The organism is Pedobacter hiemivivus, assembly GCF_005144565.1.
Lineage (GTDB): Bacteria > Bacteroidota > Bacteroidia > Sphingobacteriales > Sphingobacteriaceae > Pedobacter > Pedobacter hiemivivus.
In genome coordinates this window covers 401,589-418,406 of the sequence record NZ_SWDX01000001.1, presented here as the reverse complement: position 1 = coordinate 418,406, position 16,818 = coordinate 401,589, and the positions used below count along the sequence as shown (strand labels likewise).

General features: G+C 41.2%; 11 protein-coding genes. 6 read left to right on the top strand and 5 right to left on the bottom strand.

Annotation, left to right across the window (positions count from 1 at the left end):
• The first annotated feature begins 97 nt into the window (after positions 1-97).
• The 3 genes from FBD94_RS01470 to FBD94_RS01460 are packed head-to-tail and all read left to right on the top strand — an operon-like array spanning position 98 to position 5,699.
• Entirely contained in the window at positions 98-3,601 is a 3,504-nt protein-coding gene (locus FBD94_RS01470) for a SusC/RagA family TonB-linked outer membrane protein (RefSeq protein WP_131607582.1), read from the top strand.
• Positions 3,602-3,618: 17 nt separating this feature from the next.
• Positions 3,619-5,166: a SusD/RagB family nutrient-binding outer membrane lipoprotein gene (locus tag FBD94_RS01465; protein WP_136878840.1), complete on the top strand. Its 1,548-nt coding sequence runs from the start codon at positions 3,619-3,621 to the stop codon at positions 5,164-5,166.
• 8 nt (positions 5,167-5,174) lie between these two features.
• A complete protein-coding gene (locus FBD94_RS01460) occupies positions 5,175-5,699 on the top strand; it encodes a TlpA disulfide reductase family protein (protein ID WP_131607580.1) in 525 nt (174 codons plus the stop codon).
• A 55-nt stretch (positions 5,700-5,754) separates the two neighbouring features.
• On the opposite strand, the gene FBD94_RS01455 is transcribed toward FBD94_RS01460, so the two are convergent.
• Both FBD94_RS01455 and FBD94_RS01450 read right to left on the bottom strand, forming a co-directional pair.
• Positions 5,755-6,429: a peptidylprolyl isomerase gene (locus FBD94_RS01455; RefSeq protein WP_136878839.1), complete on the bottom strand. Its 675-nt coding sequence runs from the start codon at positions 6,427-6,429 to the stop codon at positions 5,755-5,757.
• A 26-nt stretch (positions 6,430-6,455) separates the two neighbouring features.
• Positions 6,456-7,091: a hypothetical protein gene (locus FBD94_RS01450; RefSeq protein WP_136878838.1), complete on the bottom strand. Its 636-nt coding sequence runs from the start codon at positions 7,089-7,091 to the stop codon at positions 6,456-6,458.
• 81 nt (positions 7,092-7,172) lie between these two features.
• Between FBD94_RS01450 and FBD94_RS01445 the strand changes: the two genes are divergently transcribed.
• Together FBD94_RS01445 and FBD94_RS01440 are read left to right on the top strand one after the other, a co-directional pair.
• Positions 7,173-7,970 (top strand): helix-turn-helix domain-containing protein, encoded by a 798-nt coding sequence (locus FBD94_RS01445; RefSeq protein ID WP_131607578.1) that lies wholly within the window; start codon positions 7,173-7,175, stop codon positions 7,968-7,970.
• Positions 7,971-8,037: 67 nt separating this feature from the next.
• Positions 8,038-8,505, top strand: coding sequence for a DUF6265 family protein (locus tag FBD94_RS01440; RefSeq protein WP_136878837.1), 468 nt, complete (start codon positions 8,038-8,040; stop codon positions 8,503-8,505).
• On the opposite strand, the gene FBD94_RS01435 is transcribed toward FBD94_RS01440, so the two are convergent.
• Positions 8,502-9,365, bottom strand: a complete 864-nt coding sequence (locus tag FBD94_RS01435) for an NAD(P)-dependent oxidoreductase (RefSeq protein ID WP_136878836.1) — start codon at positions 9,363-9,365, stop codon at positions 8,502-8,504. The genes FBD94_RS01440 and FBD94_RS01435 overlap by 4 nt on opposite strands.
• A 394-nt stretch (positions 9,366-9,759) precedes the next feature.
• On the opposite strand from FBD94_RS01435, the gene FBD94_RS26415 reads away from it, so the two are divergent.
• Positions 9,760-9,891: a hypothetical protein gene (locus tag FBD94_RS26415; RefSeq protein ID WP_262710963.1), complete on the top strand. Its 132-nt coding sequence runs from the start codon at positions 9,760-9,762 to the stop codon at positions 9,889-9,891.
• A 136-nt stretch (positions 9,892-10,027) separates the two neighbouring features.
• On the opposite strand, the gene FBD94_RS01430 is transcribed toward FBD94_RS26415, so the two are convergent.
• Together FBD94_RS01430 and FBD94_RS01425 are read right to left on the bottom strand one after the other, a co-directional pair.
• Positions 10,028-14,743 carry an MBG domain-containing protein gene (locus FBD94_RS01430; protein ID WP_169472185.1) on the bottom strand — a complete coding sequence of 1,572 codons (4,716 nt, stop codon included), beginning with the start codon at positions 14,741-14,743 and terminating at the stop codon, positions 10,028-10,030.
• An 87-nt stretch (positions 14,744-14,830) separates the two neighbouring features.
• Positions 14,831-16,297 carry a tail fiber domain-containing protein gene (locus FBD94_RS01425; RefSeq protein ID WP_136878834.1) on the bottom strand — a complete coding sequence of 489 codons (1,467 nt, stop codon included), beginning with the start codon at positions 16,295-16,297 and terminating at the stop codon, positions 14,831-14,833.
• Between the last annotated feature and the right edge of the window lie 521 nt (positions 16,298-16,818).

Here is a 16,818-nt window from a genome sequence, read left to right as displayed (position 1 = left end):
GACTCATCCCCGGCAGAATTGTAAGGGCTCTAAAAACCGCGGCTTAAGCGGGATTATTATTGAATTGACAATTATCTAAACCCTAACTATCAAATGTATGATTTTTTACCTAAACGTTAAACGTGGTGGAAGCCACAGTATTATACGAAAACTCATCATGCGGATCAACTTATCCATATTTTTCATCTTACTAGCCATGATCCAAGTATCGGCCAGGGATGCATTCGCACAAAAAATTACGCTGGATAAAACCAATACCAGCCTTAACAAAATTATAAAAGAGATTCGCGCACAAAGTGGATACGACTTCTTTTATAACAATGCGCTAATTGTAAAAGCAAGACCGGTATCTATTCATGTTAGAAATGTATCGCTCGATGAAGCGCTACAAAAATGCTTTGCGAATCAAACATTTACTTACCGTATTACCGACAAAATGGTAATCATTATGGAAAAAGAAGAAGCTGCACCTACGCATACAACACTTGTACAAGAATCCATTACTGGAAAGGTAGTTGATACCACCGGGCTGCCTTTACCGGGTGCCACAGTAAGGGTAAAAGGTAGTACTAAAGTGACCATAACTGATGCTAGTGGCACATTTATTTTAAAGGATGTGAAAGAAAATTCGATCCTGGAAATTTCTTATTTAGGTTTTATAACCCGGGAAATAAAAGCCACAGCCAACATCGGTAAGATTATTTTACAGGTTGCACAATCAGGATTAAATGAAGTTGTAGTCACCGCAATGGGCATATCCAGAGAGAAAAAAGCACTAGGCTATGCGGTACAAGAAGTAAAGGCGGAAGAGCTGACCACTCGTCCAACTAATGCTTTGAGTGCCATTTCCGGTAAGGTATCTGGCCTGCAAGTCATTTCCTCTGGAGGTAATATGGGTGGTTCAACACGTGTCTTACTCCGCGGTATCAATTCTATAACTGGCAGTAACCAACCTTTATATGTAATTGATGGCACACCGATAGACAACTCAGACCTGAACACCTCTTCCACCGTAAATGGAAGTGCTGGTAAAGATGTAGGGAACATGATACAGGATCTGAATCCTGATGACATAGAAAACATTTCAGTCCTAAAAGGACCTTCTGCTGCCGCACTATATGGCTCGAGAGCTGCCAACGGAGTAATTTTAATTACGACTAAAAAAGGAAGTAAGAACGAAAAATTCGAGATTACCCTAAATACCGGAATTGATTTAGAGAACATTATCCGACTACCTACAAGACAGCATCTATACGGACAAGGCTATGCCAATACCTTTGCTAAGGCCACAATTAACGGAAAGGAATATAATATCGTAGATTATGCTGCTGATGAAAGCTGGGGGCCAAAATTGGATGGAACGCCTGTATTACATTGGTATAACCTGGATCCAGAATATCCTGCCGATTATCTAAATCCACAGCCATGGGTTTATCCTAAGAATGATGTCAACTACTTTTTCCGCACCGGTATTGCCAATACCAATAACATTGCGGTTAGTGGATCTAGCGGCCAAACCAATTACCGTTTATCCTATACCAATAAAAATGTACGTGGTACAATTCCAAATTCCAGTTTAGGACGTAATGCCGTAAACTTTTCAGGTTCTACACAACTAGGCATTGTAAATGTATTCAGCAACCTGAACTATGTCAAAAACAACACGCTGGGCAGACCCTGGACTGGGGCATCCAACCGGAACATCATGCTCGAAGCCTTCCAATGGGGCGGAGTACAGGTGGATTACAAAAAACTAAGCGAATACAAAAGAGCCGATGGTACTGCGCGCCCATGGAACAGAACAGGATATCAGAATACAGCTACTGACGAAGCAACCCGATTTATTGACAACCCATACTGGTCTGCCTACGAAAGTTACATGGAAGAAAATCGCGATAGAATTTATGGAAATATGGGCTTCACAGTGGATGCCAATAGCTGGCTTAAACTAACTGGAAAAGTACATGCCGACATCTACACTTCTGAGTACCAAGACCGCATAGCGGTATATTCACGTTCTCAATCACAATATCAGGAGTATACCAATCATTTTAACGAATTCAATTACGAGTTCCTGGCTTCAGCAAAGAAAAGCTGGGCAGATTTTTCCCTATCGGGTAATATTGGGGGAAACATCAGAGATCAAAAACGCCGTATTAGTGATGGATTAACTCAAGGGGGTCTCATTATCCCGCAATACTACAACCTTAAAAATGCACCTATCGTGCTAAACAACAATAACTTTTTCCACAAAAAAGTCTATTCTTTATACGGCAGTTTCTCGGCCGGATGGAAAGGAATGCTTTACCTCGATGGAACTTTGCGTAACGACTGGTCTTCGACCCTTCCTGTAGACAACAATTCATTCATTTACCCATCACTTACCGGAAGTTTTGTATTTAGTGAACTTGCAGGTTTAAAAAAACAAGAATGGCTTGATTTTGCCAAAGTACGTTTAGGCTGGGCACAGGTTGGTAATGATACGGACCCATATCAACTACTCCCCGTTTTTGAAGCGCAACAACCATTTAATGGAACTGCGAATTATCGTTTGCCAGTTACACTAAATAATCCGTTGTTAAAACCTGAGATTACCAGTTCTGTAGAAACAGGGATAAATGTACAGATGTTTAAGAATCGTTTAGGGCTTGATGTAACGTATTACAACAACAACAGTCGCAACCAAATTCTTCCTGTACCGATGTCTGCCGCCTTTGGATATGACAACAAAATACTAAACGCGGGAAAAATAAACAATAAAGGTATAGAGGTGACCTTAAATGGCACACCGATAAAAAGTAGCAACTTTGAATGGAACAGTACACTGAATTGGTCTAGAAACCGGAACAAAGTGGTTTCCTTAGACAAAGGTGTAAACACTCTTGAACTCAGCAACCTGCTGGTAACTTTGGTAGCACAGGAAGGCAAACCTTACGGACAGATAATGGGGAATGACTTTGTGTATGCGCCAGATGGACAACGCGTGGTACAGGCAGACGGCACTTACCTTAAAACCTCACAACAAGTAGCATTAGGAAGTGTGCTACCCGATTATTTGTTTGGTTTTCAAAATACTTTCACTTATAAAAAAATGCGCCTCAGCTTCCTCATAGATGGGAGAATGGGAGGAAGTTTCTTCTCCCAGACCTATAAAGTAGGCATGTATGCGGGCGTATTGGATAAAACTGCAGCAAATGGCATCAGGGAAACTGGCATTGTTGTAGATGGCGTAAAAGCCGATGTAGCTTTCCATCCTGATGGTTCGTATACAGTGACCAATACCCGTAAAAACGACACTAATATATCGGCACTGGCCTGGGCAAGGAATGAGTACAATGGACCAACTACTTTTAGTGTGTTTGATGCTTCATATATTAAGCTAAGAGAGCTTACCCTGGGTTATACTTTCGACCTGAAAAAGAACAGCGCAATTCGCTCCCTTGGTCTTACTGCCTACGGAAGAAACCTTTGGAACATCTATACCAAAAGTAAATACATTGATCCAGAATTCACCAATAGTGGCGGAAATGTACAGGGCATAGAGGGCGGTAATATTCCAGTCCCTATTACCTATGGTTTAAATGTAAGTGTTAAGTTTTAACCCTAAAAATTACTGAGATGAACTTTTATAACAAAATATCAGCCATTGCACTCTTGTCTTTTACTGCATTTATTTCATGCAAGGATGAGAACCTGGCCGAAATCAATATAGATCCCAACAGACCGGGCAATGTGACTACTCCTACCTTAATTTTATCTGCTGAAAAACAAATCATGGACAATGTGAGGAATCTGGATTTCTCCTTGAATGGCACCATGCTGTTTGCACAGTACTACAGCCAGAATATTTATACAGATCAAAGTCGTTACGATCTTCCAAAGAGCACTTCGGATCGCTATTGGGCTGATGGGTTTAAAGCTTTAAACAACTTAAATGAGATCATTAAGCTCAACACCAATCCAGCCACTAAAGCCATTGCCGCTGCTGGTACTATTGCAGGTACAAATGCCAATCAGATTGCGATTTGTCGTGTACTAAAGGCCTTTACCTTTCATTCCCTAAGTGATGCTTTTGGCGATATACCTTACCAATCGTTCGGTAACGCAGATCCTTCATTTGAAGCTTTGCAGCAAAACCCTGACAATTATACCCCGAAGTATGCTACTCAGGAAAAAATTTATACGGACCTGCTGAACGAACTGAAACAGGCGGCTGATACCTTATGGAAATATTCGACAGCCAACACTTTTGGCGCTTCGGATATTATATACAAAGGCAAGAATGAAAACTGGGCAAGATTTGCCAACTCATTACGTCTACGCCTGGCTACCAGAATCCGTACTAAATTACCTACGCTTTCGCAGCAACATTTTGCAGAAGCATTAGCACAAGGTGTATTTACATCCAATATACATACTGCTGCTTTTAAATACAGTACATCGGCGCCAAACGAAGCTCCGCTTTACAAAGCAACGATTACCGCCAACCGTCAGGATTTTGCGGTATCACACATCCTCATCAATTCCTTAAAAGGAGAATTGGGCCCTTTTAACACTTTAGATCCTCGTTTACCGATCTATGCAAAGCCTAATAAAAACAATGAGTATGTAGGTCAGCCTTATGGTTTACCATTAGAAGCTGCTGGGATTAATAAACCTGCCGACATCAGTTTACCAGGTACGTTGGTTAATGCGGCTGATTTTAGTGAAGTACTTCAGGAGTATGCAGAGGTAGCATTTCTAATCTCTGAATATCAAAACTGGAGCGATAGCGAATACAAAAAAGGAGTCGTAGCTTCCCTAACCCGCTGGGGCATTGCAGAACCAACCGCACAGACTTATGCAAACAATCTACCTGCAGCAACTAAAGAGAGGGTGTTAACACAAAAATACTTTGCCCTTTATACCCAAGGACTTGAATCCTGGTCGGAAATTCGCCGCACTGACTTCCCTAACTTTTTGGTTAAACCAAACGATGTGGTATGGACAAGGGTTACCCCTACAGAAACCTTTAATTACGTTTTCAAACCAGTGTTTGGAAATGGCATACCTAAACGCATCTATTATCCAATAAAAGAACAAAGTGTAAACAAAAACAACTACCAGCAGGCGCTTGCTGCCCAAGGAGATGATGTGATTACGACTCCCATCTGGTGGAATAAATAAATACAGCTATGAAAACACTATTAGTTTACCTAATCTGCTTATTCCCTGCCATTTTAATGGCTCAGGATAGCAATCCTGATGATAGAGGATACAAAGTAAAGCTGGGTGATCAGGCCCCCAATGATTTTAAACTGGTTTTATCCAACGGGGAAACGACTAGCCTATCCAAATTGAAAGGAAAAGTAGTTGTTCTACAGTTTACTGCTAGCTGGTGCGAAGTATGCCGTGAAGAAATGCCACATCTGGAAAAGGATGTTTGGCAAGCGTATAAGGATAAAGGACTAATGCTAATTGGTGTAGATCGTGATGAACCCCTAAAGGTTGTGCAAAAATTTGCAAAGGACATGAAAATCACTTACCCATTGGCACTTGATCCTGCTGCAGATATTTTTGGTCGCTTTGCAGATAAAAAAAGCGGCGTGACCAGAAATGTAGTAATCGATCAGCAGGGCAAAATTGCCTACCTGACACGGTTATACAATGAAGAGGAATTTAAAGGTATGCTTGCCGCAATTGAGAAATTGCTGAAATAGTAAAGTAACACAACTGAAAACGGCTAAGAACGGATGTTCTTAGCCGTTTCTTTTTCTAGTATTTCAATTGCAGCCTAAGTTTTGCCGCTTCTGCTTTAGAAAGCACTACCGGGTTAAAAACAATGGCACTAAGCGGTACATCATTTTTATCTGTGGCCATCTGATTAATCGCATCTGCTACTTCCATTCCGCCTACTATTTCTCCAAAAATGGTATAATCCTGATCCAGATTTGGTGTGCCTCCTATTGTTTTATAAACTGTTCTTTGCGCTTCCGGGATCTTTCTGTTTTTCTTCTGCTCAATGGCATCCAATTGTGCATCATTTTGTTTTTTGCCTACTACCAGATAAATCTGTGTAAAGTATGATGCTTTATCAGAATTGTCATCTCTTCCAGCCCCCAAAGCTCCCTTTTTATGAAATAGCATAGGTTTAATCTCCGCCGGGAACCGCTTTGTACCTAGCTCAGGATGTTGTTTCTCTCTATTCAAAATGGTATCATCCAATTCGCCACCTTGACTTACAAAGGATTTTATAACCCGATTAAATTCGGCGTCTTTATACAATCCTATTTTAATGCCGTTTAAAAACATATCCCGATGCTTTGGCGTTTCATCGTACAGCATAATCGTGATGTCACCTTTATTGGTTACAAAACGTACCAATGTAGATTGCGCTTTTGTTAACGTAACAAGCAGAATAAGGGAAAGGGAGAGTAATAGTTTTTTCATTGGTAAATAAATCATTATGTAATTAGTTACTTCTTCAAACAGAGCAAATGCGACAATAACACGACCGGCACGACAATACCAGGCAACAGCGTATAAGGAAATTGCAAAATGGCCAGATTTGGCTGATCAAATGCCAATTGTTGTATAGGTGATGGTGCAGATAAAATTGCTGTACCTACAATTATTGCTAAAAACACAATTCCAACTATATTCCACAGCCGAAAGAGATTTTGATTCATCTCCTTTTCGGTAATTATAGTCCAACCAAGTATCAGCGCAGCTGAAATTCCCATTAAGATGTCAAAGTTCCAACCTGCAAAGGTCATAATCTCCGGAATCTTACCTTGAAGATACAATTGAAACAAAACCAATTCTACTGGTATCCGCAAAATATGGATGCCAATCAGGTAATTTCTCCTTAGCCCAACCAATTCGATCTTTCTAAAAGAATAGACCACAAAAATCACCGCAGGTATAATAACCAATAATATTCTTGGCGGCATCCCAGTCGTATCCTTAAAAAATCCAAGCCAGGATAGCAAGGCTATAGCCAGTATCCAACATAGATATAATAAAAATCTTTTATTTTGTTTCCCGGCGCCAAGATAAAACAAGACAACAGATAGGCAGGTTACGATCATAAATGCAATTTCTGTCATCATGTTTCAAGTGTCTTTTTTTAACTATAATTATTTATTGGAAAGTAAATATAGTATTCTTTGGATGATTGTCTAATTTGCAAGATGAAGTTCATTAGAATCGCCCCACATCCCAATCTAACACAGCTCATTGAATGTTATTGGATGATGCAAAGCGATGATCCAACTCCCAGGATAGAAAAGATCATTCCAGATGGCTTTACCGAGCTGATCTTCAATTATGGAAGTGTCTATAAAGCAAAAACAGATAAAGAGTGGCATGTACAAAGCCCAAACTTATTAGCCGGGCAGATCAGCAGCTATTTTTACCTCGAAAACACCGGACCTACAGGATCTTTTGCTATCAAACTGAAACCGGCTGCATTAACTCAGCTATTTAACCTAAACATGCAGCAGTATCTGGATAAAATAGTTGATCTAGATACTTTCCCCAATCAACAGCTCTCTACCTTAAAAGACAAAGTGCTTCCATTCGAAAATGAGGACCAGCTTAAACTTGTTTTAGATAATTACTTTATTGAACTCAATAAAAACGTACCCGAAAATCCGCTAAAAGATACACTAGACCTCATATTTAATTCAAATGGAATGATCTCTGTAGCTGAGATGACTGCAGTTGCAAGGTTTGGTGAACGCCAATTGGAACGCTTGTTTAAAAAACACATCGGACTTTCGCCGAAATATTATGCCCGCATCATTCGGTTCAATTACATTTTTCAATTGATCAAATTAAAAAATAGCAGCTGGGCGGAAATTGTTTACCAATCTGGTTATTACGACCAATCACACTTTATCCGCAACTTCAAAGCTTTTACAGGTGAAGACCCTTCCTCCTATTTCTTTGAAGAGAAAAACATGGCTAATTTTTTCTTAAACAAGTAAATGAACCGAGTCGGTTTTGTACAATACTACTGAATTGACCATACTTATATTTGGTTAAAAAAACATTATGAGAACAAAAAAGCTACTTATTATCATCGCAATCTTACTAATGATGTCCGCTGCTTATGCACAGGAAACCAACAAACAGAAATTCAAAAAATTGGAATGGCTGGTGGGCAAATGGATTAGAACCAATCCCGAAGCTGGACAAGCCGGTTATGAAACCTGGAATAAAGTAACAGATTTAAAACTTAGTGGGAAGGGCGTAACACTAAAAGGAAAGGAAACCATTTTCTTAGAGCACCTTGAGTTTATCGTAAAGGGGAAAGATATTTTTTATTCAGTGCTAGTTACAGGTGAAAAGCTGCCAACTTATTTTAAACTGACAGCTTTAAGTGCTAATGGCTTTACCTGCGAAAATCCGAAGCATGACTTCCCTAAAAAAATAACTTACCAGCGCAACGGGCAGAAGGTAAAGGCAACCATTTCAGGTAATGGCCAAAGTATGGATTATAATTTTGTGGCGGAAGATTAGCTCCGCCTCAAATATTTAATTACGGCCATCAAATCTTCCTCTCCAAGTCCATCTGCCGCCGCAGCTTCAAATGTGTTTAATAGTGGAGCAGAAAGCGGTGAGTTTAACCCGGCCTCTTTTGCCAGTTTTAGATCTTTAACAATGTATTTTAAAGCAAATGCTGATGGAAAACTATCAGCCAATACAGATGGGATTTTCAATTTAATGATTCCATTTCCGCAAGCACCTTCATTGATAATGGTTAACATATTTTCTTTACTAATGCCATTTTGCTCGGCAAAAAGAACAGTTTCAGCCAATGCCTGAATGTTGATACCCAACAAGTAATTAATGGCCAACTTTGCCGAACTCCCTGCACCCTCAGAACCTAAATACAAAGCAAGTTTCCCCAATACATCTAAAATCGGCTTAGCCTTTTCGAAATCTTGCGCTTCACCGCCGACCAGAATGATCAATTTACCCTCTCTTGCAGGTTGCACACTACCGGAGACCGGAGCATCCAAAAACGACACTTGTTTGGTTCTGCAAAGTGCAGAAAGATAGCGAGAGGTCTCTGGTGCAACCGTACTCATGTCTATGAATAGCTTTCCTGGCTCTGATCCTCCAGAAAGCAAGCCATCAGTCTCATTGTAAACAGATTTCACGGCTACATCATCCGAAAGCATTGTAAAGACTACATCGCAATGCGATGCTAAGTCCTGAAGAGTTTTTGCTGACCTCGCTCCTGCGGCAATTAATTCCTGTTCTTTATCCTTACTGCGGTTAAAAACCGTCAGCTCATATCCAGAGTTGAGGATGTTAAAAGCCATTGGCGTACCCATATTGCCTAGTCCGGCCCAACCTATCTTTAATTTTTTCATATTTTATATCCACCTAAGGAGAGCTACCAAATTTAGCGAACGAAAATTAAAAAAACAGCCTGCCTTTCAATAATTACAGATCACCCGCAGCCGTCCATGATGGATCCGATTTGTAAAAATATTATCAAAATACTTAAATATCATCCAAAAACGCTGACCTAACTCCAGAAAGTTACCTTAAAGGTAACTTTTATTGAACGGCATTTAAGCGGACATTGATCGGACACTGAACGGGCTGAGCCGCTCAGTGTCCGATTAATATTCCTTAATTAGTGGTAAAGTAAATTACTTTTTACTATAGCCAGAGTGAACCCACATAGTAACGGGGGCTGCAGTTAATATTTCCAGAATACCCCTTGTATATATTAAATTTGTAATCCATAATTTCTATTCAATGGTTTCAGAATCGATCACAAGAAAAGCATTCATTCGCAGTTCATCTATTGCAATAGCGGGTGTAATGGCCGGTAGTCAGGATTTAAGTGCAAAACTTGTGTCAGCGCAAGACAGCTTCGACAACCTTTAAAGGAAAATCCTTTGTTCTGAAAAATGTCCGAAATTTGGCAACCGGAAGAAACTTGATAAGTAAATGCAAAAAGCCTTAGATTTCTCTAAGGCTTTTTGCATTTACTCCCCTATAGAACTAAATTTAGCGATTATTCTTATCTTACAATAGTGATAAATCCTTTTAATTTTGGACTGCCATTACCAAAATCAATGACATAGAAATAGGTTCCTTCCTCCAGGACGGCGCCATTTAACATACCATCCCAGCTGTTGTCGTAGCTTTTCTTACTATAAATTTGTCTTCCGGATCGATCAAAGATTTTCACCTCATTATTTGGATAATAATCAAGGTTATCGATCAACCATTTGTCATTATAACCATCACCGTTTGGTGAAAGGATATTGAGTGCTTTAACCTTAGCATAATCATCCAGAATGGTAATGGTAAACTGCTGAACCTGCGTACAACCACTTACATTGCTTACCGTCAGGGTGTACGTGGTGGTTTGTGAAGGTCTGACCGTAAGGACCGCAGTGTTGTGCCCGCTAATAATTCCTGAGGCATTTGCCCATACATAGCTACTTCCTCCTGTCGCACTCAACACAGCGACTTCTCCCTTGCTCATCTGTGTTCCTTTATCACTGCTGATGGATGCAACCGGAAGAGGGTTGACGGTGATGACAAATGACCTGCTAAAGGTATCTGTTCCACCATTAGCCGTCCCACCACTGTCTTTTACCGTTACGGTTATGGTTGCCGTTCCGGACCCTACCCCCTCCTTAATGCGGTAGGTTAGGTTCCCTGTAGCTCCGTTACCGCTTACATTCAGATTTTCAAATAGCGAAGAATTACTGCTGACGCTTAAAGTCGTACTTTGATTGGTCTCAGGACCAGCAGAAATGCCGGTCAGTGGCAAGACTTGTGTAGTTGTGGCATAGCAAATCGCCTGACTGGCAATGGCAGCCAGCGTTGGTACTTCATTGACATCATTTAGGATAATGCTAAGTTCCTTTTCCAACCATAATCCATAGACGGAGTTTGATCTTACCCTGATGTTGTAGTTGGATTTATTCTCGAAATCAAGACTGGCAACTGTGCTGATCTTGTTTCCGCTGATTGCAAACAAGCCATTGTCTGTATCACCAGTTCCAGCAACCAGGCTGAAGGTAAAGGTATCCATTGGATCTTCGGAAACACTACTAAAAGTACCTGCATTCGCTCCCGCAGACTGGTTTTCAAATAAAGGTATCGCAGCTAATGTAATCACATTTGGCGCAGCCGGTTTGATTTTCAGTACCCCAGGAGCATAAGTAATGCTATAGTTGGCAGCAGCAGCCCCTGAGACCGTAATGGCATAATCGCCAATTGGACTATTGGTTGTTGCGGTGGTACTTAACACTGGCTGAACCGAAAGTGACGAATTGTCCTCACCATTGGCAAACCCGGTATATCTGGCTGTTAAGATCGGATTGTCCCTCCCTGAAAATTTCTCTTTGTCTTCTGCTATAACGACAAGTGCCTTTTTTCCAATGCTAAGTACACCGTTGGTATAGGTGATGGCATAATTATCGAGGCCTATTCCGGTAGCTGCAGCGGGAGTAATGGAATATGCGGCTCCTGTTACACTCGCTGTAGCCGCTGCACCACCACTAGTTAAGGTAACTCCCGTAACGGTATTTCCGTTAACTAATCCTACAGGGATAAATTCAGTTCCTGTAAAGGTTACAGCATCACCATAAGTTTTACTTTGGTTATTTGCAATAATGGTCAGCACTTTTTGAGCTACAGTAAGGAGCCCATCTGCATTGGTTAAGGTATAATTGGCCAGTTTACTGTCCGGATCCGTCAGTGTGGCGACAATCGGATAGTTGGTTCCTGCGGTAGCATTGGCCGTAGCGCCTGTACTATTACGGGTTAAGCTGATATTGTCATTGTTCACTTGTCCGGTAATTGAACCGATAAAGTCAAGATTGGTCAGCACCTCACCATAGGCTTTTGAGCGATTGGTATTGACAACGCTGAGGGCTTTTTTATCCACATTTAGCACACCATTTACATAGGTAATGGCATAGTTTTCCAATCCCGTTCCTGTTGCGGCAGCCGGAACAATAGGATATGGGCCGGCGATCACAGTTGCTGTTGTGATGGCACCTGTACTGGTTAAGTTGACACCCGTAACGGCATTTCCGTTGATGAGTCCTATGGTGGTAAATTCAGTTCCTGTAAAGGCTACAGCATCACCATAAGTTTTGCTGCGGTTATTTGCAATAATGGTCAGCACTTTTTGATCTACAGTAAGGAGCCCGTCTGCATTGGTTAAGGTATAATTGGCGAGTTTACTGTCTGGATCCGTCAGTGTAGCGACAATCGGATAGTTGGCTCCTGCAGTAGCATTAGCCGTAGCGCCTGTACTATTACGAGTTAAGCTGATATTGTCATTGTTCACTAGTCCGGTGATTGAACCGATAAAGTCAAGATTGGTCAGCACCTCACCATAGGCTTTTGAGCGATTGGTATTGACAACGCTGAGGGCTTTTTTATCCACACTTAGCACACCATTTACATAGGTAATGGCATAATTTTCCAATCCCGTTCCTGTCGCGGCAGCCGGAACAATAGGATATGGGCCGACGGTCACAGTTGCAGTTGTGATGGCACCTGTACTGGTTAAGTTGACACCAGTAACGGCATTTCCATTGATGAGTCCTATGGTGGTAAATTCAGTTCCTGTAAAGGTTACAGCATCACCATAAGTTTTACTTTGGTTATTTGCAATAATGGTCAGCACTTTTTGAGCTACAGTAAGGAGCCCATCTGCATTGGTTAAGGTATAATTGGCCAGTTTACTGTCCGGATCCGTCAGTGTGGCGACAATCGGATAGTTGGTTCCTGCAGTAGCATTGGCCGTAGCGCCTGTACTATTACGGGTTAAGCTGATATTGTCATTGTTCACTAGTCCGGTGATTGAACCGATAAAGTCAAGATTGGTCAGCACCTCACCATAGGCTTTTGAACGATTGGTATTGACAACGCTGAGGGCTTTTTTATCCACGCTTAGCGCACCATTTACATAGGTAATGGCATAATTTTCCAGTCCCGTTCCTGTTGCGGCAGCCGGAACAATAGGATATGGGCCGGTGGTCACAGTTGCAGTTGTGATGGCACCTGTACTGGTTAAGCTGACACCCGTAACGGTATTTCCGTTGATGAGTCCTATGGTGGTAAATTCCGTAACTGTAAAGGTTAGGGCATCACCGTAAGTTTTGCTGCGGTTATTTGCAACAATGGTCAGCGCTTTTGGGGTGATAGCAAGGTTTACAGCCTCATATGTTAACGCGTAGTTACTGCTCAAGGCCACTGTACCCTGTGTAATTGCATAAGTGTTGATGGTCTCGCCCGGGGTACGGGTCAGTGCACCCGTGAAGGCATCAGAACCAACTAATGAACCGGTAGTAACCGCATAAGTCAATGCTGGATCAGCATCACCATAGATCTTAGTTTTCGCATCTGCTGTTATAGTAACAGGTTTTTTGCTGACAATAAGATTCTGTTCCACCAGACTGGCGGCATCATAATCAGCATCGCCAGCTTGACTAGCTGTTATTTTTGCTGTGCCTGCACTTTTTATCGTTACGGTATTTCCGCTTATGGTAGCAACTAATGTATTGTCAGATATATAGCTGATGGTTAGTCCGGAACTTGCAGTCGCAGGCAAAGTTATGTCAGCATCACCATATATAGTTGCCGAAGGTGCATTAAAGGTAATCGTTTGAGCAGCTAAACGAATTATCGATACCGTATAGGTTTTCGTCGTTGTACCGTCCTGGGCAGTGACCAACGTGGTCAGTGTATTACTGCCCACATTCAGCGCGATAGCACCCGATATGCTGCCGCTTGTTGCCGTAGCCCCGTTCACCATAATGGTTGCATTAGCTTCCTCAAGAGCCGCGGTCACCGTAACCAAGGTTATACTATTGCCAACCGTAGCTGAATAGCTGGTGGTCCCGGAAACAAAAACCGGCGACAAAGTACCTTCGCTGAGCGACAGTGCAGATAGGTTGGCATTGGTAGAGGGCGCTGCCTTAGTTGTAAAGCTTAATACCAAGCCAGAGTTGTCTCCAACACTATTGGATCCATTAACTTTATAGTAATAAGTAGTAGATGCACTTAAGCCTGTTAAAGCCGCGGATACAATTGTATTACTTATTCCTGAAGCCGTACCAGGTGTAGCAGCTATAATTGTTCCTCCCCCGGCGGAAACCACAGATTCATCCGTACCATAGGCAAATGTTATGGTGGTATTCGCAGAATTAGCATTTACTGTTCCATTTAATGTTGCCTCTGTAATGGTAATCACAGTAGCAGCAGCAGTTGTAGTTATTGGTGCCGAAGCAGGAGGTACAAAAATTACCGGATCGGCTGCAGACAATGTAGAAAAAGTGGTACTGGTAAAGGTGTTTTCCAGATACTTATCAACAGTATTTATTGAAGTCCCCGTTGTAACGGTATAAGTAACGTCGGCTTCAGTGGATTTATAGAAAAGTTGCAGCAGGCTTTCAGTGTTGCTATTAAGTTCTGCTGTAAAATAACTAAAGCCCAGGCTTCCCGTAAAGGTTAGCGGGACACTAAATTTATAGCCCCTGCTTATTCCTGATCCCGCATCACCCGTAACAGGTGTGGCTGATTTCTCTAAACTCAGATCAATTAATGTAAGATCAGCTGAAGGCTTTAATCCCAAACCATCTGATGAGAACATCGATCCCGCTTTTATATATATGCCCTCTGTTCCTGCTTTTAACTGTGCTCGTGCGCCTGTTATAAAGGAGTGACTTAAGAGGACTAAAGCTATTATTTTATAATACTTTTTCATTCCCATATCATTACATAGTGATCAATTACTCATCTCAAATGAGCCATAGTATATATGGATTTTCAATAAGAGAGTTTGCTTTAAGTATTACTTCGCGGTAGCTATCATGACTTGCTCCAATGCGTCGAGACGCTGCTTGATCTTTCTTAATTCTGCAGCTTCGGCAGTTAACTGTGTAATTTTTTGAGATTGCTGATCAATTACTATGGTTTGATTTTGGATAATCTCTTTGAGTGCTTTTGGGTCGGCGCCTTTGGCAACCTTCTCCTGCAGTATTGAATTTTCCAGTTTCAGCCCGGCCATTTCTGAAGTCAATTGCCTGGTAAGCGTCAATTGTTCTGCAGAACGTTTCTCTAAGCCTTGCAGCATGATCATCATGATACCGTCCATATCGGCTGTATTCAAAGTCGTATCTGCTCCTATTGTACCTAACTTGTCTTTTCCGAACGCTGAGAAAATTTCCTGTGCCATCGGACCATAATGGCGTATGCTTTTATCCTGAACTTTATAGTTCCATGAACCGATGCGCAATTTGCCTAGCTTTGCTAAAAAATATTCATGATCTGGTTTACTGTAATTTTCCTTCCTGGTAGAATCTGAGACTGAAGCCCATGCATTTCCATTAGCCGCCAAACTAACGCCTATGGTTTTCGTGGTGTTTGTAAATAATCTATATCCGTTTGCGTATCTGGCGCTGAATTGATTATTAAGTGTAGATAACAAACTGTCTGTATTGGATGCATCATTCATTATCATACATCCGGTTCTTCCACCATTAGAAGCCCGATGTCCGAGCGCCACAGAATAATCCGCGTTTGCCGTACACCTATAACCTATTGCTACAGCAGAGGTACCATGGGAAATACTGGTATAACCCATTGCAATGCCATAAGCACTCATCGCACTACATTGATAACCAAGGGCTACGGTATAGTTGCCAGCGGCTTTTGTATTATAGCCGGTAGCTAAGGAGTAAAAACCGTTATAAGTCTCATCCCAGCTATCACTGCCCACTCCCACACCACCTGCCCTGAAAGAACCTTTATATGCATGGAACATCATGCGTTCACCAGATCCGCTTGCTGGTATAGTACCAGTACCAAGAACCCCTTTAACTACGAAGCCCCCCGACTTATCCAGCTGAAGGTTTAAATCTGGAGTAGTAGAAATTGAAGAATTTCTTACACCATATACAGCCACTCCTCCTTCAGACAGGAGTTTCATCCCATTAGCTGTACCATCAAATGATAGCGTCTGAGTATTGGTATTCAAATTGGATGTAAGCGTACTCATACTGCTTATATTTACCCATGCAGTACCGTTGTAGTAATAAAAACCGGGAGTACTATCAGTTTGATAGATCATGAGGCCGGTTGCCGGAGCAGCTGGCCTGCTGGCTAGCGCAATCCTGGGAATTAACAGGCCTTTATTGGTCGAAACAATCTCAAGCTGTGCGCTTGCATGAGGCGTAAGCGTGCCAATGCCCGCCTGCCCTTTAACTAAGCATGTGTTTAAAGTAAATAAAATTGCGAAAACGAAGTAGAGTTTTATCATGATGATTTAATTAATAATTAACAAATAGGGTTAGATTTTTTAAATCCAAATAAAAAATTGGATTTACACAAAATAGCGAAATAATAGTTAAATTTTACACATAAATAGTTAAACTATCAATTTATTATTCGATAAAAAATTTAATCACATATCTATCTAACCCAATCTAAAAATTTTCATGAGTCAAATATTATTAACAACAAAAAATCATTGATAATTAAGAAGTTAAACCACAACAAACAAGAAATATCAGTCACAAAAAATAGGGTTTATTTTTATTTAACACCTAAAACAGCAATGAAACGCAACATAAAACAAGACCCGTTATTATATTTAAAAGAAACAACAATTACCCACATAGATACATTATACTCTTTAAAGATTAAAATACCCACATCCCAGCTGTTCACCACTGGCTCGCCCCTAAAACGTTTGTGGAAAAAATCGTGCTTTCCATCTTTATAGCACTCATTAGGACACAATTTACTATCTTGTAAAAAAAGCAGCAAGAATTTAAACTT